Source organism: Roseateles toxinivorans (assembly GCF_004362525.1).
Classification (GTDB): Bacteria; Pseudomonadota; Gammaproteobacteria; order Burkholderiales; family Burkholderiaceae_C; genus Paucibacter; species Paucibacter toxinivorans.
The window spans coordinates 275,075-299,146 of the sequence record NZ_SNXS01000001.1 but is presented as its reverse complement, the minus strand read 5'-3'; the positions used below and the strand labels follow the sequence as shown (position 1 = coordinate 299,146).

The 24,072-nt window shown below is 65.6% G+C and carries 22 protein-coding genes and 2 tRNA genes; 5 read left to right on the top strand and 19 right to left on the bottom strand.

From position 1 onward, the window contains the following. Window positions 1–2: 2 nt before the first annotated feature. From lpxA to rpsB, 13 genes are all read right to left on the bottom strand, one after another. Window positions 3–791, bottom strand: a complete 789-nt coding sequence (lpxA, locus tag DES47_RS01380) for an acyl-ACP--UDP-N-acetylglucosamine O-acyltransferase (RefSeq protein ID WP_133698870.1) — start codon at window positions 789–791, stop codon at window positions 3–5. Window positions 792–804: 13 nt separating this feature from the next. Further along, window positions 805–1,248 (bottom strand): 3-hydroxyacyl-ACP dehydratase FabZ, encoded by a 444-nt coding sequence (gene fabZ / locus DES47_RS01375; protein WP_133698869.1) that lies wholly within the window; start codon window positions 1,246–1,248, stop codon window positions 805–807. Next, window positions 1,245–2,285, bottom strand: coding sequence for a UDP-3-O-(3-hydroxymyristoyl)glucosamine N-acyltransferase (lpxD, locus tag DES47_RS01370; RefSeq protein WP_133699677.1), 1,041 nt, complete (start codon window positions 2,283–2,285; stop codon window positions 1,245–1,247). Before lpxD ends, fabZ begins: the two co-directional genes overlap by 4 nt. A gap of 97 nt (window positions 2,286–2,382) precedes the next feature. Further along, the gene (locus DES47_RS01365) at window positions 2,383–2,898 is read right to left on the bottom strand and encodes an OmpH/Skp family outer membrane protein (protein ID WP_133698868.1); all 516 of its coding nucleotides are present in this window, start codon (window positions 2,896–2,898) and stop codon (window positions 2,383–2,385) included. Then, window positions 2,898–5,204, bottom strand: a complete 2,307-nt coding sequence (bamA, locus tag DES47_RS01360) for an outer membrane protein assembly factor BamA (RefSeq protein ID WP_133698867.1) — start codon at window positions 5,202–5,204, stop codon at window positions 2,898–2,900. The genes DES47_RS01365 and bamA overlap by 1 nt, the downstream gene beginning before the upstream one ends. A 7-nt stretch (window positions 5,205–5,211) precedes the next feature. Then, on the bottom strand, window positions 5,212–6,579 hold the full coding sequence (gene rseP / locus DES47_RS01355) for an RIP metalloprotease RseP (protein WP_133698866.1): 1,368 nt from the start codon (window positions 6,577–6,579) through the stop codon (window positions 5,212–5,214). Further along, window positions 6,576–7,775 (bottom strand): 1-deoxy-D-xylulose-5-phosphate reductoisomerase, encoded by a 1,200-nt coding sequence (gene ispC / locus DES47_RS01350; protein WP_133698865.1) that lies wholly within the window; start codon window positions 7,773–7,775, stop codon window positions 6,576–6,578. The genes rseP and ispC overlap by 4 nt, the downstream gene beginning before the upstream one ends. Window position 7,776: 1 nt before the next feature. Beyond that, window positions 7,777–8,628: a phosphatidate cytidylyltransferase gene (locus DES47_RS01345; protein WP_133698864.1), complete on the bottom strand. Its 852-nt coding sequence runs from the start codon at window positions 8,626–8,628 to the stop codon at window positions 7,777–7,779. 2 nt (window positions 8,629–8,630) lie between these two features. Beyond that, window positions 8,631–9,365 (bottom strand): polyprenyl diphosphate synthase, encoded by a 735-nt coding sequence (gene uppS / locus DES47_RS01340; protein ID WP_208114879.1) that lies wholly within the window; start codon window positions 9,363–9,365, stop codon window positions 8,631–8,633. Between the two features lie 14 nt (window positions 9,366–9,379). Further along, a complete protein-coding gene (frr, locus tag DES47_RS01335) occupies window positions 9,380–9,940 on the bottom strand; it encodes a ribosome recycling factor (RefSeq protein WP_133698863.1) in 561 nt (186 codons plus the stop codon). Window positions 9,941–9,964: 24 nt separating this feature from the next. Continuing rightward, window positions 9,965–10,675, bottom strand: a complete 711-nt coding sequence (pyrH, locus tag DES47_RS01330; protein WP_133698862.1) for a UMP kinase — start codon at window positions 10,673–10,675, stop codon at window positions 9,965–9,967. 105 nt (window positions 10,676–10,780) lie between these two features. Then, window positions 10,781–11,674, bottom strand: a complete 894-nt coding sequence (tsf, locus tag DES47_RS01325) for a translation elongation factor Ts (protein ID WP_133698861.1) — start codon at window positions 11,672–11,674, stop codon at window positions 10,781–10,783. A gap of 123 nt (window positions 11,675–11,797) precedes the next feature. Next, complete coding sequence (rpsB, locus tag DES47_RS01320) at window positions 11,798–12,544, bottom strand: 30S ribosomal protein S2 (protein WP_133698860.1); 747 nt, start codon at window positions 12,542–12,544, stop codon at window positions 11,798–11,800. A gap of 185 nt (window positions 12,545–12,729) precedes the next feature. Here rpsB and DES47_RS01315 point away from each other — a divergent pair, with 185 nt between their 5' ends. Genes DES47_RS01315 through DES47_RS01305 form a run of 3 tightly spaced genes read left to right on the top strand, consistent with a single transcriptional unit; the run spans window position 12,730 to window position 16,956 of the window. Beyond that, complete coding sequence (locus DES47_RS01315; RefSeq protein WP_133698859.1) at window positions 12,730–14,109, top strand: amidase; 1,380 nt, start codon at window positions 12,730–12,732, stop codon at window positions 14,107–14,109. Next, window positions 14,106–15,458, top strand: coding sequence for an FAD-dependent oxidoreductase (locus DES47_RS01310; protein ID WP_133698858.1), 1,353 nt, complete (start codon window positions 14,106–14,108; stop codon window positions 15,456–15,458). The genes DES47_RS01315 and DES47_RS01310 overlap by 4 nt, the downstream gene beginning before the upstream one ends. Before the next feature lie 4 nt (window positions 15,459–15,462). Further along, a complete protein-coding gene (locus DES47_RS01305) occupies window positions 15,463–16,956 on the top strand; it encodes an NAD(P)H-hydrate dehydratase (RefSeq protein ID WP_133698857.1) in 1,494 nt (497 codons plus the stop codon). A 16-nt stretch (window positions 16,957–16,972) separates the two neighbouring features. On the opposite strand, the gene rnr is transcribed toward DES47_RS01305, so the two are convergent. After that, the gene (gene rnr / locus DES47_RS01300; RefSeq protein WP_133698856.1) at window positions 16,973–19,207 is read right to left on the bottom strand and encodes a ribonuclease R; all 2,235 of its coding nucleotides are present in this window, start codon (window positions 19,205–19,207) and stop codon (window positions 16,973–16,975) included. Window positions 19,208–19,305: 98 nt separating this feature from the next. Between rnr and DES47_RS01295 the strand changes: the two genes are divergently transcribed. Together DES47_RS01295 and DES47_RS01290 are read left to right on the top strand one after the other, a co-directional pair. Beyond that, window positions 19,306–19,390, top strand: a tRNA-Leu gene (locus tag DES47_RS01295). Window positions 19,391–19,583: 193 nt separating this feature from the next. Then, window positions 19,584–19,668: transfer RNA gene (locus DES47_RS01290), tRNA-Leu, on the top strand. A gap of 109 nt (window positions 19,669–19,777) precedes the next feature. Here DES47_RS01290 and DES47_RS01285 read toward each other — a convergent pair. The 5 genes from DES47_RS01285 to hflC all read right to left on the bottom strand — a co-directional run bounded on the left by DES47_RS01285 (window position 19,778) and on the right by hflC (window position 24,052). Beyond that, complete coding sequence (locus DES47_RS01285) at window positions 19,778–20,299, bottom strand: phosphoribosyltransferase (RefSeq protein WP_133698855.1); 522 nt, start codon at window positions 20,297–20,299, stop codon at window positions 19,778–19,780. A gap of 39 nt (window positions 20,300–20,338) precedes the next feature. Next, the gene (locus tag DES47_RS01280; protein WP_133698854.1) at window positions 20,339–21,673 is read right to left on the bottom strand and encodes an adenylosuccinate synthase; all 1,335 of its coding nucleotides are present in this window, start codon (window positions 21,671–21,673) and stop codon (window positions 20,339–20,341) included. 48 nt (window positions 21,674–21,721) lie between these two features. Further along, window positions 21,722–22,885 carry an ATP phosphoribosyltransferase regulatory subunit gene (locus DES47_RS01275; protein WP_133698853.1) on the bottom strand — a complete coding sequence of 388 codons (1,164 nt, stop codon included), beginning with the start codon at window positions 22,883–22,885 and terminating at the stop codon, window positions 21,722–21,724. A gap of 65 nt (window positions 22,886–22,950) precedes the next feature. Then, a complete protein-coding gene (locus DES47_RS01270; RefSeq protein WP_208114878.1) occupies window positions 22,951–23,151 on the bottom strand; it encodes a DUF2065 domain-containing protein in 201 nt (66 codons plus the stop codon). A 4-nt stretch (window positions 23,152–23,155) separates the two neighbouring features. Further along, on the bottom strand, window positions 23,156–24,052 hold the full coding sequence (hflC, locus tag DES47_RS01265) for a protease modulator HflC (protein ID WP_133698852.1): 897 nt from the start codon (window positions 24,050–24,052) through the stop codon (window positions 23,156–23,158). Window positions 24,053–24,072 lie beyond the last annotated feature (20 nt).

The window sequence follows — 24,072 nt, the reverse complement described above, 5'->3', positions numbered from 1 at the left end:
GTCTAGCGCACGATGCCGCGCGTCGAGGCGGTCAGGAAGTCCAGCATCAGGTCCACATCGCCGGCGGCCTCGGGCACGGCCTCGCGCTGGGCGGCGATCTCGGCCTTGGCCTGGTCCAGCGTCAGACCCTTGCGATACAGGCTGCGGTACATCTGCTTGACGACGCCGATGCGCTCGGGCGCGAAGCCGCGGCGCTTCAGGCCCTCGCTGTTCAGGCCGGTGGCCTGGGCCGTGTTGCCGGAGGCCATCACGAAGGGCGGCACGTCCTGGAACACGATGCTGCCCATGCTGGTCATGCAATGGGCACCGAACTTGACGAACTGATGCACGACGGTGAAACCGCCGAAGATCACCCAGTCACCGACCTCGACGTGGCCGGCCAGCTGCGCATTGTTGGCGAAGATGGTCTTGTTGCCGATGATGCAGTCGTGGGCAATGTGCACATAGGCCATCAACCAGTTGTCATCGCCGATACGGGTCACGCCGCCGTCCTGCGCCGTGCCCCGGTTGAAGGTGCAGAACTCGCGGATGGTGTTGCGGTCACCTATCACCAGCTCGGTCGGCTCGCCCGCGTATTTCTTGTCCTGCGGCGCGGCGCCGATCGAGCCGAACTGGAAGATGCGGTTGTCGCGGCCGATGCGGGTATGGCCCTCGATCACGCAGTGCGGGCCGACGGTGGTGCCAGCGGCGATCTGCACATCGGGGCCGATCAGCGTGTAGGCGCCAACGGTGACCGACTCATCGAGCCGGGCCTTGGGATCGACCAGGGCGGTGGGGTGAATCTGGGCCATGACCGACTCCGGTTCAGGACTCGATGCGACGCATCGCGCAGATCAGCTCGGCCTCGACGGCCAGCTCTTCGCCGACCAGCGCACGGGCGGTGAACTTGAAGATGCCGGCCTTGGCGCGACCCAGGGTCACTTCCAGGGTCAGCTGGTCGCCGGGCTCAACCGGGCGCTTGAAGCGGGCATTGTCGATGCCGACGAAGTAGTAGACAGTCTTGTCGTCGAGTACCGCCCCGGCCGACTCGACGGCCAGTATGGCGGCGGCCTGGGCCAGCGCCTCGATCATCAGCACGCCGGGCATGACCGGGCGGTTCGGATAGTGGCCGGTGAAGAAGTGCTCGTTGATGGTGACGTTCTTGATGGCGCGAATGCTCACGCCCTTGTTCAGCTCGAGCACGCGGTCGACCAGCAGCATCGGGTAGCGATGCGGCAGGCGTTTGATGATTTCGTGTATGTCCATCATGGAGTGATCTTCTTTTCGAGAGCGCGCAAGCGTTCCCGCAATGCATGCAATTGTCTGAGTGTGGCGGCGTTCTTTTCCCAGGACGCATTGTCGTCGAACGGGAACACGCCGCTGTAATGGCCCGGCTTGGCAATCGTGCGCGTGACCACGGTCGCGGCCGACACATGGACATGGTCGGCCAGGCTCAGATGGCCGAGGATGATGGCCCCGCCGCCGACCGTGCAATGCGCGCCGATGGTGGCGCTGCCGGCCACCCCGGCGCAGCCCGCCATCGCGGTATGCGCACCGACCTTCACGTTGTGGCCGATCTGCACCAGGTTGTCGAGCTTGACGCCGTCTTCCAGCACGGTGTCGTCCAGCGCGCCGCGGTCTATGCAGCTGTTGGCGCCGATCTCGACGTCATTGCCGATGCGCACGGCGCCGAGCTGTTCGATCTTTTCCCAGCGGCCTTCGGTCGGGGCGAAGCCGAAGCCATCCGCACCGATGACGGCACCGCTGTGGATGATGCAGCGTTGGCCGATCACGCAATCGAAGCCGATGGTGACGCGGGGCGACAAGCGGCTGCCCTCCCCCACCTGCGCCCGCTCGCCGATCACGCAGTGCGCGCCGATGCGTGCGCCGGCGGCAATACGTGCATGGGCCTCGATCACCGCCAGCGGGCCTATGTCCACACCCTCGCCGATCTGGGCCGAGGCATCGATCAGGGCCGACGGGTGGATGCGCGGCGCGCTCAAGGGCCGCGCACGCTGCGCCCACCACTGCGTGCAGCGGGCGAAGTACAGGTAAGGGTCGGGGGTGACGATGGCGGCGCCGCGGGCGGCGGCCGCATCGCGCATCGCCGGCGCCACGATCACGCAGGCGGCCTGGGTCGAGGCCAGCTGCGACTGGTAGCGCGGGTTGGAGAGGAATGACAGCGTCTGTGCGTCGGCCGAATCCAGCGGGCCCAACCGCGCAAGCTTGATGGCGCTGGCAGAACCGGGTGCGCCGACCAATTCGCCGCCCAGGGCAGCGATCAGCTCACCCAGTTCGACTTCAATCACCGCAGCGGGTCACGAGAAACAACGCCGGGCCGCCCCAAGTGTTTCTCCTCCCCCTCGGGGGGCGGACGGCGCAAGGCGACGGCCTTGGGGGCACTTACTTGCCACCCTGAGCATTGAGCAGGTCTATCACCTTCTTGGTGATGTCGATGCGGTTGCTGGCATGCAGCGCGTCCTGCACGATCAGGTCGTACTTGTCGTTGTCGAATATCTGCTTGATGACGCGGTTGGCGCGATCGACGACACCTGACAGCTCCTCGTTCTTGCGCTGAGTCAGGTCTTCCTGCCACTCGCGGCGCTTGCGCTGCAGATCGCGGTCCTGCTCGACCAGATCACGCTGGCGGCGGTTGCGCTCGGATTCGGCCAGCGTCGGTGCGTCCTTCTCCAGCTTCTCGGCGGAGGTGCGCAGACGGGTCTCGATATCCTTGAGCTCCTTCTCGCGCTTGCCGAATTCGGCTTCCAGCTTCAGCTGTGCCGCCTTGGCCAGATTGGCTTCACGCAGCACGCGCTCGCTGTTCACATAGCCGATCTTCAGTTCCTGCGCCTGCAAGGCAGCCGTAGGCAAGGTCATCATGGCCGCCAGGGCCAAGGATTTCAGCAGCGTGCTCTTCATCAGAATGCAGTCCCGATCTGGAATTGGAGTTTCTCGATTCTATCCGTGGGCTTCTTGCGCAATGGCGTGCCCCAGCTCAGCTTCAGCGGCCCCATCGGCGAGATCCAGCTGATGCCAAGCCCTGCCGAAGTGCGCAGGTCGCCGGCCTTGATCTTTTCATGCTCGGCCCAGACATTGCCGGCGTCGAAGAAGCCGAACAGGCGGAAGGTCTTGTCATTGCCGGTGCCTGGCACCGGAATGTACAGCTCGGCGTTGATGTTCACGCGCCGGTTGCCGCCGATATAGGAGTTGGTGATGTCCACCGGGCCCAGCGTACCGGGCTCGAATACCCGCACCGAGCCCAGGCCGCCGCCCTGGAAGTTCTTGAACACCGGATACGGCCGTCCACCCAGGCCCTTGCCCCAGCCCAGCTCGGCATTGATGCCCCAGGTGAACTTGGCGTACAGCGGGAAGTACTGCTGATACTGCAGATTGGCACGGGCATAGCGGGCATCGCCGACCGGGCTCAACTCCAGATTGACACGCTGCATCTTGCCGGCCGTCGGCGACAACAGGCTGTCGCGCTCATCGCGCTGCCAGCCCAGCGTCAGCGGGAAGCTGGTGCTGGTGGCGCCGAACAGCTCGCGATAACGGTTCAGATTCTCCGGCAGACCCTTGTCGGTGGTGATCTCGGTGCGCTCATAGCCAAGCCCCAGGAACACGACGTCGAACTCGGACAGGGGCACGCCGAACTTCAGCCCGGCGCTGTGCGTCACGTACTCGTACTCTTCGCCCAGATTGTTGTAAGGCCTGACGGTGCGATAACCCAGATCGACGGTGCGCGAGACGCCATCGACGGTGAAATAGGGGTCGGTGGTGCTGAGCACCAGCGCACGGCCGGTCTTGCCGGTGTTGACCTCGACGCCGAGGTAATGGCCCGAGCCGAAGACATTGTCCTGCTTGATCGAGCCGGTGAAGCTGAGCTTTTGCGCGCTCGAATAGCCGGCGCCGACGGTGATGTTGCCGGTGGGCTTTTCCTTGACGGTGACGGTCAGATCGACCTGGTCCGGCGCGCCGGCGACCTCATTGGTCTCGACGCCCGCGTCGCTGAAATAGCCGAGGCGGTTGACGCGGTCGGTGGACAGCTTGATGCGCTGGCCGTCATACCAGGCCGACTCGAACTGGCGGAACTCCCGGCGCACGACCTCGTCGCGGGTGCGTGAGTTGCCCGACACATTGACGCGGCGCACATAGACGCGGCGCTGCGGTTCGGCGACAAAAGTGACCACCACCTGGCCGGTGGCGCGATCGATCTCGGGCCGGCTTTCAACACGGGCAAAGGCATAGCCGTAGGAGCCGAACAGATCGGTGAAGGCACGGGTGGTGTTGGCCACCAGCTCGCCGCGGTAGGCCTGACCGGGCTTCAGCGCGATCAGGCTCTTGAAGTCTTCCTCGCGGCCGAAGTACTCGCCCTCAAGCTTGACCGCCGTCACCGTATAGGGCTGGCCCTCGTTGACCGTGATCGAGATATTGATGCTCTGCTTGTCCGGCGAGATCGTCACCTGGGCCGACTCGACGGCGAACTCCAGATAGCCGCGGTTCAGGTAGTAGGAGCGCAGCGTCTCCAGATCGGCATTCAGCTTGGAGCGCGAATATCGGTCGGTCTTGGTGTACCAGGTCAGCCAGCCGCTGCTGGTCTGCTCCAGCAGGCCGGTCAGGGTCGACTCGGAGAACACCTTGCTGCCCAGGATGCGGATCTGGCCGATCTTGGCCGGTTCGCCCTCGGCAACGGCAAAGCTGACGTTGACGCGGTTGCGCTCGATCGGGGTGATCGTCGTCACCACCTCGGCGCCGTAAAGACTGCGGGTCAAGTATTGCCGCTTCAACTCCTGCTCGGCGCGGTCGGCCAGGGCCTTGTCGAAGGGCAGGCCCTCACCGATGCCGACCTCCTTCAGCGACTTGGTCAGTGCCTCGTTGTCGAACTCCTTCAGACCGACGAAGCTGACGTTGGCAATCACCGGGCGCTCGTCGATATAGACGACCACCGAGGTGCCGTCGATGGCAATGCGCACGTCCTTGAACAAGCCGGTGGCGAACAGCGCACGCAGCGCGGCGGCGCCCTTCTCGTCGCTGTAGGTGTCACCGATGCGAAAGGGCAGCGAGGCGAATACGGTGCCGGGGTCGGTGCGCTGCAGGCCCTCGACGCGGATGTCTTTCAACACAAAGGGATCAACGGCCCACACATTGCCGGACTGCAGGGCAGCGGCAAGGGCAACGGTCAGGAGAGCGGGGCGCAAGCGCGGGCTGGAGCGAAAGGATGATGACATGAGGTAATCAGTGCAGGCCCATCAGGCGGGCCACATCGTTGGAAAGGGCCAGTGACATCATCAGCAGCATCGCGAACGCGCCAGCGCGCTGCAGCCACTTCAACCACCATTCGGAGACCGGCCGGCCGGTCACTCCCTCGAAAAGATAATACATGAGGTGCCCCCCATCGAGCATGGGCAAAGGCAGCAGGTTCAACACCCCCAGGCTGACACTCACCATCGCGAGAAAGCCGAGATAATAAGACACTCCGAGCCGCACGGACTGCCCGGCATAGTCGGCGATGGTGATGGGGCCGCTGAGATTGCGCAGCGAAGCCTCGCCGATCAGCATGCGGCCGAAGATCTTCAGGCTCATCGTGGACACGTCCCAGGTGCGCTCCACGCCCCGCAGCAGGCCCTGGACGGGGCCGTAATCGACCGTCACGATTTCCGGCGCCGCGCCGACAAAGGCCTCGATCCGGCCGATTTGCCGGGTACCGTCCTGTGCCACCACCGGTAGCACATTCAGGTCCATCACCTGACCGGCCCGCTCCACATGCCACAGCATCTCGCGCGGCTGACCCTTGTCCAGTGATTGACGGATCTGCTCGCGCAGCATCGCCGCGTCGCTGATCGTCACGCCATCGACCGACAGCACGCGGTCGCCCGCACGCAGGCCGGCCTTGGCCGCCGGCCCGGCGGCCTTGACCTCGCCCAGCACCGGCTCGCTATACGGGCCGCCCAGGCCGATCTTGCGCAGCAGCTCGGCGTCCAGCTCCTGGTCGGCAAGGCTGGCGGTGCCCAGCACCAGATTGCGGCGGCCCCGACCATCGCGGTCGGTCACGGTCAGGTGCAGGTTCTCGCCCTTGCTCAACGCGCGGGTCAGCTGCCAGCGCAGCTCGGGCAGCGAGCGCACTTCCTCCCAGGCCAGGCCATCGCTGGAACCCGCCTGCACCCAGTCGCCGGCACGCATGCCGGCGCGCTGGGCGAGGCTCTCGGCCACTGGCGAACCCAGCACGGCCTTGGGCTCGTCCAGGCCTATCCAGTTGGCGCAGGCATAGAGCAGTATGGCCAACAGCAGGTTCGCGATCGGCCCTGCCGCGACGATGGCCGTGCGCTGGCGCAGGCTCTTGTTGTTGAAGGCCTGGCTGCGCAGGCCCTCGGGCACCGGCCCTTCGCGCTCGTCAAGCATGCGCACATAGCCGCCCAGCGGCAAGGCGCAGAGCGTGAACTCGGTGTCCGACGGGCTGCGCTGGCGGCGCCAGATCACCTGACCGAAGCCGACCGAGAAGCGCAGCACCTTCACGCCGCAGGCCCGGGCAACGCGGTAGTGGCCGTACTCATGCACGACGATCAGCACGCCCAGGGTCAGCACAAAGGCCAGCAGGGTGATCATGGGGCCAGGCCTCGCGCCAGTTGCTGCGCATGGGCGCGGGCACGTTGATCGAGCGCCAGCAGCCCCTCCAGCGAGTGGGTGTCACCGGCCTCGGGATGCACGGCGGCCAGGGTCTGCTCGTTGAGCTGATGGATCTGGTCGAAGCGGATCTGGCGTTCCAGGAAGGCGGCCACGGCCACCTCGTTGGCGGCGTTCAGCACGGCCGTGCTGCCCTCGGGTGCGGCCATCGCCGCCCATGACAGGGCCAGGCCCGGATAGCGGGCATGGTCGGGCGGCTCGAAGCTCAGGCCACCCAGCGCATGGAAGTCCAGCGCCTCGGCGCCCGATTCGATGCGCTCGGGGAAGGACAGGCCGTAGGCGATCGGGACGCGCATGTCCGGCGTGCCCAACTGGGCCAGTACCGAGTTGTCGCGGCAGACGACCATCGAATGCACGATCTGCTGCGGATGGATCAGCACTCGCACCTGTTCGGGCTTCAGGTCGAACAACCAGCGCGCCTCTATCACCTCCAGCGCCTTGTTCATCATCGTCGCCGAATCGACCGAGATCTTGCGGCCCATGACGAAGTTCGGATGGGCACAGGCCATCTCGGGCGTGACCTCGCGCATCGTCGCCGGATCGCGGGTGCGGAACGGGCCGCCGGAAGACGTCAGCAGGATGTGGTCAATGCGCTGCGCCCAGGCCGAGCGATCTTCGGGCAGGCACTGGAAGATCGCCGAATGCTCGCTGTCGATCGGCAACAGCATCGCCCCGCCCTGCTGCACCGCCTGCATGAACAAGGCGCCGCCGACGACCAGGGCCTCCTTGTTGGCCAGCATCAAGCGCTTGCCGGCGCGCGCAGCGGCCAGGCAAGGCGCCAGGCCCGCGGCACCGACGATCGCCGCCATCACCGAATCGACCTCAGGATGGGCGGCGATATCGGCAAGCGCCTGCGCGCCGTCCAGCACCTCGGTGCGCGAACCCTCGTCGCGCAGCTTGTCGCGCAGCTGCCGGGCAGCGGCAGCATCGGGCATCAGCGCATAGCGCGGTTGCCACCGCATCACCTGTGCGAACAGCTCATCGACACGGCTCATCGCACTGAGCGCGAAGACGTCATAGCGCTCGGGATGGCGCGCAATCACATCCAGGGTGTTGGTGCCGATCGAGCCGGTGGAGCCGAGTACGCAGACGCGTTGGCGTTGGATGGATGCAGACATGTCAGAAATACCGGGAATGCGAGGCCAGGGCCATCGCCAAAGGGAAGACCGGCAGCAGCGCGTCGACGCGGTCAAGCACGCCGCCGTGGCCGGGCAGCAAGCCGCTGCTGTCCTTGGCGCCGCAGGCGCGCTTGATCAGCGATTCGAACAGGTCACCAACGACGCTCATCGCGCTGAGCAGCAGCAGGGCCAGCAGGGCGATCAGCCAGCCAAATTTGACGAACAGTAGCTGGTAGAGGCTGGGGCCATCGACGATAAGCTGCTGGTCGATCACGAAGGCCCACAGCAGTGCCAGTGCGAACACGCCGGCCATGCCGCTCCAGACGCCCTCCCAGCTCTTGCCGGGACTGATGGCCGGGGCCAGCTTGCGTTTGCCAAAGGCTCGGCCGCCGAAGTAGGCGGCAATATCGGCCATCCAGACGAGGCAGAAAATGGACAGCAGGAAGTTGATGCTCATCGCCTTGGCCTGGGCCATGGCCAGCCAGGCCGCCCACAGGCACAGCAGGCCCAGGGCCAGGCGCGGCGCCTTGCCCAGGCGCGGCCAGCCCGCAGGGCCCAGGCTCAGCGCATAGGCACCACCCAGCACCCAGGCCAGGCTGACACCCCACCAGACCCAGGACGGCATCGCATGCAGGCCGACACTGAGCAGCGTGCCTGCGCAAAGGGCCGCCGTCAGGCCGCCATAGGCCAGCGCAGCGGCGCCGGCCAGGCCATTGAGCCGCGCCCATTCCCAGCCGGCGGCGGCAATCAGCACCAGGGTGAGCAGTGCAAAAGGCCAGGGCGAGGCCGCGAACAGTGCCGGCAGCAGGATCGCCAGAAGCACCACGGCCGTGACAATCCGTTGTTTGAGCAAGGTCAGGCTCCTAGAGCGGCCACAGCATCTGCGGTCTTGACGCCGCCAAAGCGCCGGTCGCGCAGGCGGAACTCCTGTATTGCGGCGTCCAATTGCGTTTCACCAAACTCCGGCCACAGGCAGTCGGAGAACACGAACTCGGAATAGGCCACCTGCCAGAGCAGGAAGTTGCTGATGCGCACCTCGCCGCCGGTGCGGATGAACAAATCGGGGTCGGGTGCATAGCTCATGGCCATGAACTGCGACAGCTTGGCTTCGTCCAGCTGATCCGGCGAGACGCCTGCGCGCATCGCCTGCTTGCAGGCTTGCACCACATCCCAGCGGCCACCGTAGTTGAAGGCCACCGACAGGGTCAACTTGGTGTTGTGCTGGGTGGCCGTCTCGGCCTCATTCCAGGCCGCACGCAGCTTGTCGGACACCGCATCGCGGTCACCGACGATGCGGATGCGCACGCCCATGCTACCCATGCGGGCCAGATAGCGCGACACCGCCGCCAGCACCAGGCCCATCAGGCCCGAGACCTCGTCGCTGGGCCGCTTCCAGTTCTCGGACGAGAAGGCGAACACGGTGACGTACTCGATCTTGCGGTCGATGCAGGCCTGCACCACCTTGACCAGGCTGTCGACACCGGCCTTGTGGCCGAAGAAGCGCGGCAAAAAGCGCTTCTTGGCCCAGCGCCCGTTGCCGTCCATGACGATGGCAACGTGGCGCGGCACGATGGAGGTCTCGCTACTCACCGGGGCGCAGGAGCTCAAACGGCCATGATCTCGGCTTCCTTGCCCGAGATCAGCTTGTCGATCTCGGCGATCACCGCGTTGGTGAGCTTCTGGATCTCGTCCAGGCTGCGGCGCTCGTCGTCCTCGGTGATCAGCTTGTCTTTCAGCAGCTTCTTGGCATGCTCGTTGGCGTCGCGGCGCAGATTGCGCACGGCAATGCGGCAGTCCTCACCGGCGTTGCGCACCACCTTGGTCAGGTCGCGGCGGCGCTCTTCGGTCAGCGCGGGCATGGGCACGCGTATCAGCTCGCCCTGCGAGGCCGGGTTCAGGCCCAGGTCGGATTCGCGAATCGCCTTCTCGATCTTTGGCGCCAGGTTCTTTTCCCAGGGCTGCACGCTGATCGTGCGGGCGTCCAGCAGAGTCACGTTGGCGACCTGGCTGATCGGCACCATGGACCCGTAATAGTCCACATGGACCTGGTCGAGGATGCCGGGATGGGCACGGCCGGTACGGATCTTCTGCAGATCGCCCTTGAAGGACTCGATGGACTTGGCCATCTTCTGCTCTGCGTTCTGCTTGATTTCTGCAATGCTCATAGTGGGGGCCTCTTCAATGACGCATCAAACGTGGACGAGTGTGCCCTCGTCCTCGCCCATCACCACGCGCTTGAGCGCGCCCGGCTTGAAGATGCTGAACACCTTGATGGGCAATTTCTGGTCGCGGCACAGCGCAAACGCCGTCGCATCCAGCACCTGCAGGTTCTTCGCGATGGCCTCGTCGAAGCTGATGCGGTGATAGCGCGTGGCGCTAGGGTCTTTCTTGGGATCGGCCGTATAGACGCCGTCCACCTTGGTCGCCTTCAGCACGATTTCGGCACCGACCTCGGCGCCGCGCAACGCTGCGGCCGTGTCGGTGGTGAAGAAGGGGTTGCCGGTACCGGCACCAAAGATCACGACCTTGCCTTCTTCGAGATACTGCAGCGCCTTGGGGCGCACATAGGGCTCGACCACCTGCTCGATGGCAATGGCCGACATGACCCGCGCGGTCATGCCTTCCTGGCGCATCGTGTCGGCAAGCGCCAGGGCATTCATCACCGTGGCCAGCATGCCCATATAGTCGGCCGTGGCGCGATCCATGCCGACCGAGCCGCCCGCGACACCGCGGAAGATATTGCCGCCGCCGATGACCACAGCCACCTCGACGCCCATCTGCGTGACCTCGCGGATCTCGCGCACCATGCGCACGATGGTCGCGCGGTTGATGCCATAGGCGTCGTCACCCATCAGGGCTTCGCCGGAGAGTTTGAGCAGGATTCTTTTGTGCGCGGGCATTCTGACCTCGGAAGCTAGGTGGATGAGCGCCATGTCGGTCGGGCGACGCCGCCCTGCCTTCACGGCCCCAAGTGTAAAGGGCGCCAGGAGGCGCCCTTTCGTTGCTTACTGCCCCTTGGCAGCAGCGACCTGTGCCGCCACTTCGGCAGCAAAGTCGTCAACCTTCTTCTCGATGCCTTCGCCCACCACATACATGGTGAAGCCCTTGATTGCGGTGGCCTTGTCCTTGAGCATGGCGGCCACGGTCTGCTTGCCGTCTGCAGCCTTCACGAAGACCTGGTCGAACAGCGACACTTCCTTCAGGTACTTCTGCACCGAGCCTTCGACCATCTTGGCGACGATGTCGGCCGGCTTGCCGGATTCGGCAGCCTTTTGCGTGGCCACCGAACGCTCTTTCTCGATCAGAGCGGCAGGCACGTCGTTGGACGACAGGGCGACCGGCTTCATTGCGGCGACGTGCATGGCGACGTCCTTGGCGGCGACATCGTCACCGTCGAACTCGACCATCACGCCGATGCGCGTGCCGTGCAGGTAGCTGGCCAGCTTGCCGCCGTTGGCATAGCGCTGGAAGCGGCGGATGGCCATGTTCTCGCCAATCTTGCCGATCAGGCCCTTGCGCACGTCTTCCAGCGTCGGGCCGAAACCGTCCTGCTCGTAGGCCAAAGCCGACAGCGCGGCCACATCGGCCGGGTTGTGCTTGGCAATCAGCTCGGCCGTGGCCTTGGTAAAGGCCAGGAAGCTGTCGTTCTTCGACACGAAGTCGGTTTCGCAGTTGATCTCGACCAGGGCGCCGGTCGTGCCATCGACAAAGGAGGACACCACGCCTTCGGCAGTGATGCGCGAAGCCGCCTTGCCAGCCTTGGAGCCGAGCTTGACGCGCAGCAGCTCTTCCGCACGCTCCATATCGCCCTCGGCTTCGGTCAGTGCCTTCTTGCACTCCATCATCGGGGCATCGGTCTTGGCGCGCAGTTCGGCCACCATGCTTGCTGTAATTGCCATTTTGTATCTCCGTTGAACGAGCTTGCAGCGTTGGCGGCCACTGGGGCTGCACCGCTGCTGGAAACAAGGTTCTGTGTAAAAAAGGGGCTGAAATCAGCCCCTGTGTTGGCGGCTGCTACGAGCTCAGGCGCCTTCGCTGACTTCCACGAATTCGTCGGAACCGGCGGCCACGGCGTGCACCACTTCGTTGGTCGCGTTGGCCTTGCCGTCCATCACCGCATCGGCAATGGCCTTGGCGTACAGGGCCACGGCCTTGGACGAGTCGTCGTTGCCGGGGATCACGTAATCGATGCCTTCGGGCGAGTGGTTGGTGTCGACGATGCCGATCACCGGGATGCCCAGCTTCTTGGCTTCGGCCACGGCAATCTTGTGGTAGCCGACGTCGATCACGAACATGGCGTCAGGCAGCGCGGTCATGTCCTGGATGCCGCCGATGTCTTTTTCCAGCTTGGCCAGGTCACGTGCGAACAGCAGCGCTTCCTTCTTGATCATCGACTCGGTGCCGGCTTCGACCTGAGCCTGCATGTCCTTCAGCTTCTTCAGCGAGCCCTTGACCGTCTTGAAGTTGGTCATCATGCCGCCCAGCCAGCGCTGGTCAACATAAGGCATGCCGACGCGCTGGGCTTCCATGGCGATCACTTCGCGGGCCTGGCGCTTGGTGCCGATCATCAGGATCGTGCCGCGGCGGGCTGCCAGCTGGCGCACGAACTTCATGGCTTCCTCGAACAGCGGCTGCGTCTTTTCGAGGTTGATGATGTGAATCTTGTTGCGATGGCCGTAGATATACGGGGCCATCTTGGGGTTCCAGAAGCGGGTTTGGTGACCAAAGTGGACGCCGGCTTCCAGCATTTCACGCATCGTAACGGACATGTTTCAACTCCAAAGGTTGGTTCTAAAATCCGGCTTGAATCGCGAGAGCTTCCGTAAGCCTTCGCAACACCTTTCAGCAGCCGGGTTTGTTTGGTCCGGGTCCATGACAACAGTCACGCACCACGAGGACCTGCGGTTTGATTTACCGAGCATTCCCGGCAAAACCCAAAGATTATATACCACCGATGACGCATGACCTGACCGGCACGGCCGACGCAGTACGAGCCGGGGCTGCCAGCGCCACCGGCCTGATGCAGGCCAGCATAGAGGCCGCCAATGGCAGCGCCTGCACCCGCGCCTTCGTGCGCACTTTTTTCGAAAGCGCCCTCACCCAGGCCATGGCGGTGGACCTGCAACTGGAGGCCGGCCTGCCGCTGCCGCCGCTGGCGGGCCTGGCGATCAGCGTCAAGGATTTGTTCGATGTGCAGGGTTTTCCCAGCACCGGTGCCTCGCGGGCCATGTCCGACGCGAAGCCGGCCGAGCGGGACTGCCTGGCCGTGCAGCGCCTGCGCCGCGCCGGCGCGGCGCTGATCGGCCATTGCAATATGAGCGAGTTCGCCTTTTCAGGTGTGGGCATCAACCCCCACTACGGCACGCCGCGCAATCCTGTCACCCTTAAGCTGGACAAGAAGCCGCGCATTCCGGGCGGCTCGACCTCGGGCGGCGCGGTCAGCGTGGCCGGCGGCGCAGCCTGGGCGACGCTGGGCTCGGACACCGGCGGCTCGATCCGCATCCCGGCCGCGCTGCAGGGCCTGGTCGGCTTCAAGAACACCAAGCGGCTGACGCCTCTGGACGGCGCGATCCCGCTGTCGCAAAGCCTGGACACGGCCTGCGCGATCACCCTGTCGGTGCGCGACGCCGTGCTGCTGCATGAGATCCTGTCCGACACCCGGGTACAGCTTACGCATAGACCGCTGCGCCAGCGCCGCTTTGCCGTGGCCAGAGAGCTGATGCAGGACGGCATGGATGCCACGGTTGCCACGGCTTTCGAGCGCACGCTGGCACAGCTGCGCGAGGCCGGTGCGCAGATCGAGGAAATCAGCATTGGCCCGCTGCTGGAGCTGGGCAAGCTGCTGGCCCGTGGCAGCCTTCCAGCGGCCGAGAGCTGGGCCTGGCACCGCCAGCGCATCAGCGAGCGCGAGGCCGACTACGACCCCCGCGTGGTGCAGCGCATTCGCACCGGCGAGCACATGAGCGCGGCCGACTATATCGATGTGGTCAATGGCCGGAGCGCCTGGATCACACGCATGCAGGCAGCGCTGCAGGGCGTCGACGCCGTGCTGAGCCCCACGGTGCCCATCGTCGCGCCGGAGATTGCCCCGCTTGTGGCCAGCGACGAGCACTTCTTCGCCGCCAACAGCCTGCTGCTGCGCAACACGGCGGTGGTCAATATGCTGGACGGCTGCGCCCTCTCGCTGCCTTGCCATACGTCCAGGGAGATGCCGGTCGGTCTGATGGTCTGGAATACAGCCCTGCAGGATGACACCGTGCTTGATGCGGGCTTGCAGATTGAAGCGGCACTCGCGCCGCATCGTCAGCCACCCGCACTGGTGGCTGCAACATGAAGGTCGCCGTGATTGGCGCCGGCATCATCGGCGTGACCACGGCCTACGAGCTGGCCGCCGACGGCCATCAGGTGACCGTGTTCGAGCGCAGTGGCAGCGTCGCCGCCGGCACCAGCTTTGCCAATGCCGGGATCGTCGCACCCGGCTATGTCAGCCCCTGGGCCGCCCCGGGCATGCCGGCCAAGGTTCTGCGAGGCCTGTTCAGCACCCACACGCCGGTGCGCCTGCATGCCACGATGGACATGGGCACGGTGCGCTGGCTGTGGAAGGCCTGGCGCGCCAGCCGGCTCAAGGCCTACCAGGCCAATCGAGCGGCGATGCATGGCCTGGCCAGCTACAGCCGCGACCGGCTGCACGAGCTGGTCCGCACCTTGAAGCTGGACTATGAGCGCGCCGATGGCTATCTGGTGCTGCTGCGCGGCGAGCGCGAGCTGGCCGGCATCCAGCCCGGCCTGCAGCTGTTGACCGAGCTGGGCCAGAAGCACCGCCTGCTCGACGCGGCCGAATGCCGGCAGGTCGAACCCGGGCTGAGCGCCGACACCGAGCTGCGCGCCGGCGTGCACCTGCCGCAGGACGAGGTCGGCAACTGCCGCCAGTTCGCCCACCTGATGAAGAACGAGGCGCAGCGCCTGGGCGTGCAGTTCCGCTTCCACACCACGGTGCAGCACCTCAGCCCGGGCGCCAAACCGCAGCTGATGCACCAGTACACGCCGCCGGGTGAAAGCCTCGGCGGCGCGCAGGACGCCGCGAACAGCGAGCTGGCCAGCGTTGCCGGCCCGGCGACACAGCCGATGGTCATGGGCCCGGTGCTGGAAGACTTTGATGCCATCCTGGTCTGCGCGGCCATGGGCGCGCCGGCGCTGCTGCACCCCCACGGCCTCAAGCTGCCGATGGCGGCTGTCTACGGCTATTCCATCACCGCACCGCTGCGCCATATCGAGGCCCATCCGGACCTCGGCCCCCGCGCGGGCCTGATGGACGAGCGCTACAAGGTGGCGATCAGTCGCCTGGGCCACCGCGTGCGTGTGGCCGGCAGTGCCGAGTTCGGTGGCGCGCCGGGGACCATGAACAAGGGCGCGATTGCTACGCTGTACAAGGTCCTGCATGACTGGTTCCCGGGTGCGGCGCAGAGCGGCAAGCTGCAGCACTGGAAGGGTGCCCGGCCGATGCTGCCCGACGGCCCGCCGGTACTGGGCGCCTGCGGTATCCCCGGCGTCTGGCTGAACCTGGGCCATGGCTCAAGCGGCTGGGCCCTGTCCTGCGGCTCGGCGCGGGTGCTGGCCGACCAGGTGGCGGGCCGCGCGCCCGAGGTCAAGACCGAGGGGCTGGGCGTCGAGCGCCTGCGCTGAAGCGATGATCACGCCACTGCTGCCCTCTGTGCTGGCTCGGCCCCTGTACGGCACCGCCAGCTCGCGCGCGATCGAGCAGGCAGCACTGAACATGGCCGCGCCGCATGAGTTGATGGCCCGCGCCGGCCTGGCCTCGGCACGCCTGGCGCTGGCCCTGGCACCCCATGCGCGGGCGATCTGGATCGCCTGCGGGCCGGGCAACAATGGCGGCGACGGCCTGGTCGCTGCGCGCTTGCTGCATGGCCTGGGCAAGCAGGTACAGGTGAGCCTGATCGGCGACGCTTCCCGGCTGCCCGCCGACGCTGCCGAGGCTTTGCAGCAAGCGCAGGCGGCCGGCGTGCCCGTCTCCAGCGACCGGCCTGCCGCCGACAAGAGCGTAGACCTGGCGATCGACGCGCTGCTGGGCCTGGGCGTCAGCCGCGCTGTCGAGGGCGCGCTGGGCCAGGCGATTGCCGCGCTGAACGCCCTGCCCTGCCCGGTGCTGGCCCTTGATCTGCCCAGCGGATTGAGCGGCGACACCGGACAGGCCCTCGGGCCCTTGGTCGTGCAGGCGCAGCACACGCTTGCCCTGCTGAGCTTGAAGCCCGGACTGTTCACCGGCTCGGGCCGCGAGCGGGCGGGCCGGATCTGGTTCGATGATCTCGGCATCACCCCATCCGCGCCAGCCGATGCACTGCTGCTGGGCCTGGACGCCTGCGTGCACTGGATGCAGCCGCGCCGCCATGGCCAGCACAAGGGCAGCTTCGGCGATGTCATCGTGCTGGGCGGTGCGCCGGGCATGGGCGGCGCCGCATTGCTGGCCGCCCGCGCGGCCCATGCGGCGGGCGCCGGCCGTGTGTATCTGAGCCTGCTCGACGATGCAGCCGGCGGCTTGGCCGACCCGACCCGTCCCGAACTGATGACCATGGCCTGGCGCCAGGCGCTGGTGGCTGATGCACTGCAACATCGCACCGTCGTCTGCGGCTGCGGCGGTGGGTCGCTGGTGGCGCAAGCCCTGCCCGCCCTGCTGGCGTTGAGTCCACGCCTGGTGCTCGACGCAGATGCGCTGAATGCGATCGCTGCCGATGCCTCGCTGCAGGCCCTGCTGAGCCAACGGATGGCAAAGGGCTTGCAATCCGTGCTCACCCCGCACCCGCTGGAAGCCGCGCGCCTGCTCGGTTGCAGCACATCCGACCTCCAGGCCGACCGGCTCGCCGCCGCTGATCAACTGTGCCAGCGCTACCAGTGCACCGTGGTGCTGAAGGGCTCGGGCTCGGTGATCGCCTCGCCTGGATGCCTGACCGCAATCAATTCCAGCGGCAATGCCGCGCTGGCCACCGCCGGCACCGGCGATGTGCTGGCCGGCTGGCTGGGCGGTCTGTGGGCACAGGCGCCGGAGTCAGGTCTTGCTGCCGCCAGCGCTGCCTGCCACTGGCATGGCCTCGCCGCCGATCGCGGCGGTCGCTCACTGCTGCGCGCGGCCGACCTGATCGAAGCGATGTTCGCGCTCCGATCCTGAGGCGTCGAATAAAGCATCAACGGCGCTTGCGCGTGCGGCTCTCCGGGCCGCCCTTCAGTGCCGACTTGCGTGCCGCTTTGACCGGATTCAGCTTGGCCGAGGGCGTGCGCGCCACCGCGCTCTTGCGCCCGGCCTTGGCCGCGCGGCTGGCGCGCTGCACATCCGCCAGCGCCTGTTGCGCGGAGGCTGGTGGCTCGCCTGCCTTATCGCGCGCGGCGCGGCTGGTGATGGCGCGCTCCTCATCACCTTCGCGCAGCATGCGGAAGTCGATCTTGCGGCCATCCAGGTCGACCCGGCTGACCTGCACCCGCACCCGGGCGCCCAGGGCGTAGCGGATGCCGGTGCGCTCGCCTCGAAGCTCCTGGCGCATCTCGTCGAAGCGGAAATACTCGCCACCGAGCTCGGTGATGTGCACCAGGCCCTCGACGTACAGGCCATCGAGCTGCACGAACACACCGAAGCTGGTGACGGCCTTGACGGTGCCCGAATACTCCTCGCCGAGGTGATCGCGCATATAGCGGCACTTCAGCCAGGCCTCGACGTCGCGCGAGGCCTCGTCGGCCCGGCGCTCGTTGGCACTGCAATGGGCGCCGACCATCTCCCAGCGCTCGCCCTCGGTCACCGCGTGCGGCGCCTCGGCCGGCCCGCGGCGCGGTTTGGCCGCCGCTTCGTCGATGCGCCCCGACAGCAGGTGATAGCGCTTGCCAGGCTGCAGCAGAGCCTTGATGACACGATGCACCAAGAGGTCCGGGTAGCGGCGTATCGGGCTGGTGAAGTGCGTGTAGGCCTGGTAGGACAGGCCGAAGTGACCAGCATTCTTCGAGGTGTAGATGGCCTGCTGCATCGAGCGCAGCAGCATCGTGTGGATCTGCTGCGCGTCGGGCCGCTCCTTGGTCGCCTGGGCGATGGCCTGATACTCGCCTGGGGTCGGATCGTCGCTGATGCCCAGACCCACGCCCAGCGTGCGCAGATAGGCCTGCAGCACGGCGCGCTTCTCCGGCGTCGGGCCCTCATGCACGCGGTACAGCGAGGGATGCTTCTTGCCGGCGATGAAATCGGCGGCGCAGACATTGGCCGCGAGCATCGCCTCCTCGATCAGCCGGTGCGCCTCGTTGCGCGTGCGCGGCACGATCTTCTCGATGCGGCCGTTGTCGTCGCAGACGATCTGCGTCTCCGTGGTCTCGAAATCGACGGCGCCGCGACGGGCACGCTCCGCCAGCAGCGCGCGATAGACCTCGTGCAGATGCAGCAGGTGCGGCACCAGCTCCTCGCGCTTGGCCGCTTCGGGGCCGCGCGTGTTGCTGAGGATGGCTGCCACCTCGTTGTAGGTGAAGCGGGCATGCGAGCAGATGATGGCCGGGAAGAACTGGTAGGCATGGACATCGCCCTGCTCACTGACCAGCATGTCGCAGACCATGCTCAGCCTGTCCTCGTAGGGGTTCAGCGAGCACAGGCCGTTGGACAGCTTCTCGGGCAGCATCGGAATCACGCGGCGTGGGAAATACACCGAGGTGGCGCGCTCGAACGCGTCCTCGTCGATGGGCTCGCCCGGCTTGACGTAGTGGCTGACGTCGGCAATGGCCACCAGCAGCCGCCAACCGGTGAAGGCGCTCTTGCCGCGGCCGGTCTTGATCGGCTCGCAATACACGGCGTCATCGAAGTCTCGTGCGTCCTCGCCGTCGATGGTGACCAGCGGAATGTCGGTCAGGTCGATGCGATTGCGCTTGTCGATGGCGCGTAGTTTTTCGGGCAGCTTGGCCGCCTGGGCCAGGGTCTCGGCGCTGAAGCGGTGCGGCACCTCGTACTTGCGCACCGCGATCTCGATCTCCATGCCGGGGTCGTCGATCTCGCCCAGCACTTCAAGAATGCGCCCCACCGGCTGCGAGTACAGCGACGGGGGCTCGGTCAGCTCGACCGACACGACCTGACCCGCCGTGGCGGTGGCGATCGCGTTCTTCGGGATCATGATGTCCTGGCCGAAACGCTTGTCCTCGGGCGCCACCAGCCACATGCCGTTCTCGTGCAGCAGGCGGCCGATGATGGGCGTCTTGCGGCGTTCGATGATCTCCAGCACCCGGCCCTCAGGGCGGCCTCGCTTGTCCATGCGTATCACGCGCACCTTCAGCCGGTCGCGGTGCATGACCGCATGCATTTCCTGGGCCGACAGATAGATGTCGGGCTGGCCGTCGTCGCGTATCAGAAAGCCATGGCCATCGCGGTGGCCTTGCACCACACCTTCGACTTCGCTCATGAGTGCAGCACCGAGTGCGGGGCCGCTTGCATTTGTTTTTGTATTGATGATAGAATCCTAGCTTAGCTTGAAACGTCTGAACGCAAGTTCAGAACCTTGCCCAGGTGGCGGAATTGGTAGACGCACTAGTTTCAGGTACTAGCGGGTAACTCCGTGGAGGTTCGAGTCCTCTCCTGGGCACCAAATTTGAGAAGGCCTGCATGCAAATGCAGGCCTTTTTTCTTTGCCCGACACTCAGTCGTCGGGACCGTATTTGTATCTGTGTAGATTTTGGCTCGCACCGCTGCATCATAAAGGTCGAGGCATTCAAACAAAGATTTGTTGTTGTCCGTCGGCGACTGAAAAAACTCGGTATATAATTTGAGGCTCCTGAGATGCCCAGATGGCGGAATTGGTAGACGCACTAGTTTCAGGTACTAGCGGGTAACTCCGTGGAGGTTCGAGTCCTCTTCTGGGCACCAAAATACCAGTGAAATGGCCGACACGAAAGTGTTGGCCATTTTCATTTGTGGCTCCACAAAAGCGAGCAAGAAAAAAAGGCCAGCATCTTGCTGGCCTTTGCATTTCCGGTCAAACGGCGAATTTCTTCGCCAGCCCGTCGGGGCGCAGATCGTCATACTCTTCGAAGGGCTGATGGATCCAGGGGCTGGTCTCCAGCATCTCGACGTAATAGTCCGGCGTGTAGCTGGACACGGCCTTGGTCCAGATCACGGCCGAACGCAGTTCCTGGATCGACGGCATGCCACGCAGGCGCTCGACCACCGCGCGCAGGGTCACGCCCGAGTCGGCCAGGTCATCGACCAGCAAGATGCGGCCGGCCAGCTCGCCCTTGGGCAGGGTGATGTACTTGGCCATGTCCAGCCGGCCCTGGATGGTGCCGGCCTCGGCACGGTAGGAGCTGGTGGACATGATGCCCAGCGGCTTGTCGAACACGCGCGACAGCACATCGCCAGGGCGCATGCCGCCACGGGCCAGGCACAGGATCTGGTCGAATTCCCAACCCGAGGCATGCACCTTGAGCGCAAGGCGCTCGGTCAGCATGTGGTATTCGTCCCAGGACACGTACAGGTGTTTGCCGTCATCAGTCAACATGAGTGCTTCTCCGTCTGAGATCGCTAGATAGTTAGTGGGTCAGGCTTGATAGGGATGGCGCAGCAGAATCGTGTGCTCGCGGCCCGGGCCGGTCGACACCATGGCCACCGGCGCGCCGATCAGCTCGGACACCCGCTCCAGGTAGCGGCGCGCATTCAGCGGCAAGGCATCCCACGAGGTCACGCCGTAGGTCGTTTCGGTCCAGCCGGGGAAGGTTTCGTAGATAGGCTTGCAGGCCGCAATATCGTCTGCGTCCAGCGGCAGGATGTCGATGCGCTGGCCATTCAGCTCATAGCCCACGCACATCAGGATCTCGCTCAGACCGTCCAGCACGTCGAGCTTGGTCATGCACAGGCCGCTGATGCCGTTGATGATGATGGAGCGCTTCAGTGCGGCGGCGTCGAGCCAGCCGCAGCGGCGCGGGCGGCCGGTGACGGTGCCGCGCTCCTGGCCCACGGAGGACAGGTGGTAGCCCACCGTGCCCTCGGTCTCCCAGTCCAGTTCGGTCGGGAACGGTCCCGAGCCGACGCGCGTGGTGTAGGCCTTGGTGATGCCCAGCATGTAGTGCAGCATCTGCGGGCCCACACCGGCGCCGGCGGCGGCATTGCCGGCCACGCAGTTGCTGGAGGTCACGTAGGGATAGGTGCCGTGATCGATGTCCAGTAGCGTGCCCTGCGCACCTTCGAACAGGATGTTGGCGCCGGACAGATGGGCCTTGTGGATCAGGTAGCCGACGTCGGCCATCATCGGCTTGAGCACCTCGGCCATCTTCATCGCCTGGTCGAAGATCGGCTGGAACTCCAGCGCCGAGCCCTTCAGATAGCCGGTCAGCGCGAAGTTGTGCAGCTCCAGCAGCTCGCGCAGCTTCTTGGCAAAGCGCTCGGGGTGCTTCAGGTCCTGCACGCGCAGTGCGCGGCGCGCGACCTTGTCTTCATAGGCCGGGCCAATGCCCTTGCCGGTGGTGCCGATCTTGCCGGCGCCGCTGGTCTCGCGCAGCGCTTCGCGGGCCTTGTCCACTTCCACATGGAAGGGCAGTATCAGCGGGCAGGACTCGCTGATGAAGAGGCGCGAACGCACCTCGACGCCGGCTTTCTCCAGACGCTCGATCTCGCTCAGCAAGTGCGTCGGGTCCAGCACCACGCCGTTGCCGATATAGCAGGCCACACCGGCGCGCATGATGCCCGAGGGAATCAGCTGCAAGGCGGTCTTGACGCCGTTGATGACCAGGGTATGGCCGGCGTTATGGCCGCCCTGGAAGCGCACGACGCCCTGGGCATGGTCGGTCAGCCAATCGACGACCTTGCCCTTGCCCTCGTCGCCCCACTGGGTGCCGACCACGACCACATTGTGACCACGCGCGATTTCGCTTTGCATGATGAAAACCTGCTGATTTGAAAAGATGAAAGCGAGGTACGGCGCAGCTTACTGCGCACGCACCACCCATTGACCGCCGGCACTCACCAGTTCGCGGTCGCAATTGAATTCGTCGTGCTCATGTTCGTGCCCCGGAAGCACACACACCACGGTTTCGCCCTGCTCGCGCAGACGGCGTATGGCCGCACGCAGGCTGGATTCCTCGCCCCAGGGCGCACGGATCGCGGCGCGCAGGGGGTCGCTGGGCGACAAGGCGACCAGCGCCTTCAAATCGAGGCTGAAGCCCACCGCCGGACGCTTGCGGCCGAACACGGCTCCGACCTCGTCATAGCGGCCACCGCGCGCCACCGCATCGCTGCAGCCCTCGGCATACAGGGCAAAGCGCACGCCGCTGTAATAGGCGTAGCCGCGCAGATCGGCCAGATCGAAGCCCAGCCGCACTTCAGGGTGGGTTTGAGTGAGATGCGCCGCCAGCCATTGCAGATCGCTCAGCGCCGCGCGGATCAGCGCGGTATCGGGCAGCACGCGCCGCGCCTCGTCCAGCACAGACAGGCCGCCGTACAGGCCCAGCAAGGCCTTCAGGCCCTCGCGGGCTGCGGGGGGCAGGTCCTGGGTCAAGGCGTTCAGCTCGGCAGCGTCCTTGCCCGCCAGCGCGGCGATCAAGGCGCTCAGCCGCTTCGGCTCCAGATCGACACCCTCAAGAACGCCGGTGACCAGGCGGGCATCGCCCAGGTCCAGGGTCACGCCGCGCAGGCCGGCCAGGCGCAGCGCGTCCAGCGCCAGCTCCTGCACCTCCAGATCGGCCTCCATGCCGGCATGGCCATAGATCTCGGCGCCGAACTGCAACGGTTCGCGGGTGGCATGCAGGCCATCCGGCCGGGTATGCAGCACCGGGCCGCAATAGCACAGGCGGGTCAGACCCTGGCGATTCAGCAGGTGGGCATCGATGCGGGCGACCTGGGGCGTGGTGTCCGCGCGCACACCGAGCGTGCGGCCCGACAGCTGATCGACCAGCTTGAAGGTCTTCAGATCCAGCGCCTGACCAGTGCCGGAGAGCAGCGAGTCCAGGTATTCGAGCAGAGGCGGCATGACCAGCTCGCAGCCATAGGCGCGGGCCATGTCCAGCAGCTGACGGCGCAATTCTTCAATGCGGCGCGCCTGGGCAGGCAGGACGTCAGCGATGTGCTCTGGCAGCAGCCAAGCAGAAGTCATGGAAATGCGAGGGGGTTAAAAACGGCATTGTACCGGGCGGCCGCGGGGCCGCCCGATCTGATCGATCACTGCCAGAAGAACAGCAGCAGCACCAGGCCGGTGAGCATCGAGCTCAGCGCAATGAAGCGAATCTGCCCGTCGCTGAGCTGAAGCGCACGGGCAAACATTTCCCGCCATTTCGCCGGGCTCAGGAAAGGCAGCAGGCCCTCGATCACCAGCATCAGGGCGAAGGCGCCCAGCAGCGCCTGCTGCAGATCGGCGCTCATGCGCTTACTTGCGCGGTGCCGCCGGTGCGCTCGGCATCGAATTGCCGCGCATGGCCTTGAAGAACTCGCTGCCGGGGTCGACGACCATGACGTCCGACTTGTTGCGGAAGCTCGAACGGTAGGCCTCAAGGCTGCGGTAGAACTGGGCGAACTGAGGGTCGCGACCGAAGGACTCGGCATACAGGGCCGAGGCCTTGGCATCGCCCTCGCCCTTGACCTTCTGGGCATCGCGATAGGCCTCGGCAACGATCACCTCGCGCTGGCGGTCGGCGTCGGCGCGGATCTTTTCGCTGTCGGCCGAACCGGTGGAGCGCAGCTCATTGGCGACGCGCTTGCGTTCGGACTCCATGCGGCGATAGACCGACTCGGTGATGTTGACCGAGAAGTCCACACGCTTGATGCGCACGTCCACGATCTCGATACCGAAAGACTTGGCCTCTTCCTGCAGGCGCTTGCCCACGTCCTGCATGACCTTCTCGCGTTCGGTGGCGAGCACGCCGCGCACGGTGCGCTTGGTGATCTCTTCGTTCAGCGCCGCCTGCACAATCGGGCTCAGACGCGACTCTATGGTGCGCATGTCCACACCGTTGTTGCGGATGAACTGGCGCGGCTCGGCCACACGCCACTTGACCAGCCAGTCGATCACCAGGCTCTTCTTCTCGGCGGTGAAGATGGGGCGCGATTCCGGGCTGTCCAGCGTCTGCACGCGGCGGTCCAGGAACACCACATTCTGGAACGGTGGCGGCAGCTTGAACTTGAGGCCGGGCTCGGTCAGCACTTCCTTGATCTCGCCCAGCGCATAGACCACGGCGAACTGGCGCTGATCGACAATGAAAAGGGTGGAGCTGGCGAGCAGGAACAGGGCCAGCAGGGCGGCAAGAATGGAGGCAATACGGTTCATGGCTGAATAGTCCTGCTGCT

Excerpts from the sequence above, each read along its gene's own strand:
- DES47_RS01365 (WP_133698868.1), bottom strand. The coding sequence starts at position 2,898 with ATGAAGAGCACGCTGCTGAAATCCTTGGCCCTGGCGGCCATGATGACC.
- rseP (WP_133698866.1), bottom strand. The coding sequence starts at position 6,579 with ATGATCACCCTGCTGGCCTTTGTGCTGACCCTGGGCGTGCTGATCGTC.
- tsf (WP_133698861.1), bottom strand. The coding sequence starts at position 11,674 with ATGGCAATTACAGCAAGCATGGTGGCCGAACTGCGCGCCAAGACCGAT.
- DES47_RS01270 (WP_208114878.1), bottom strand. The coding sequence starts at position 23,151 with ATGAGCGCCGATCTGCAGCAGGCGCTGCTGGGCGCCTTCGCCCTGATG.
- hflC (WP_133698852.1), bottom strand. The coding sequence starts at position 24,052 with ATGAACCGTATTGCCTCCATTCTTGCCGCCCTGCTGGCCCTGTTCCTG.
- DES47_RS01305 (WP_133698857.1), top strand. The coding sequence starts at position 15,463 with ATGATCACGCCACTGCTGCCCTCTGTGCTGGCTCGGCCCCTGTACGGC.
- ispC (WP_133698865.1), bottom strand. The coding sequence starts at position 7,775 with ATGTCTGCATCCATCCAACGCCAACGCGTCTGCGTACTCGGCTCCACC.
- DES47_RS01285 (WP_133698855.1), bottom strand. The coding sequence starts at position 20,299 with ATGTTGACTGATGACGGCAAACACCTGTACGTGTCCTGGGACGAATAC.
- frr (WP_133698863.1), bottom strand. The coding sequence starts at position 9,940 with ATGAGCATTGCAGAAATCAAGCAGAACGCAGAGCAGAAGATGGCCAAG.
- bamA (WP_133698867.1), bottom strand. The coding sequence starts at position 5,204 with ATGTCATCATCCTTTCGCTCCAGCCCGCGCTTGCGCCCCGCTCTCCTG.
- DES47_RS01280 (WP_133698854.1), bottom strand. The coding sequence starts at position 21,673 with ATGCAAAGCGAAATCGCGCGTGGTCACAATGTGGTCGTGGTCGGCACC.
- DES47_RS01275 (WP_133698853.1), bottom strand. The coding sequence starts at position 22,885 with ATGACTTCTGCTTGGCTGCTGCCAGAGCACATCGCTGACGTCCTGCCT.
- rnr (WP_133698856.1), bottom strand. The coding sequence starts at position 19,207 with ATGAGCGAAGTCGAAGGTGTGGTGCAAGGCCACCGCGATGGCCATGGC.
- DES47_RS01315 (WP_133698859.1), top strand. The coding sequence starts at position 12,730 with ATGACGCATGACCTGACCGGCACGGCCGACGCAGTACGAGCCGGGGCT.
- pyrH (WP_133698862.1), bottom strand. The coding sequence starts at position 10,675 with ATGCCCGCGCACAAAAGAATCCTGCTCAAACTCTCCGGCGAAGCCCTG.
- rpsB (WP_133698860.1), bottom strand. The coding sequence starts at position 12,544 with ATGTCCGTTACGATGCGTGAAATGCTGGAAGCCGGCGTCCACTTTGGT.
- fabZ (WP_133698869.1), bottom strand. The coding sequence starts at position 1,248 with ATGATGGACATACACGAAATCATCAAACGCCTGCCGCATCGCTACCCG.
- lpxA (WP_133698870.1), bottom strand. The coding sequence starts at position 791 with ATGGCCCAGATTCACCCCACCGCCCTGGTCGATCCCAAGGCCCGGCTC.
- DES47_RS01310 (WP_133698858.1), top strand. The coding sequence starts at position 14,106 with ATGAAGGTCGCCGTGATTGGCGCCGGCATCATCGGCGTGACCACGGCC.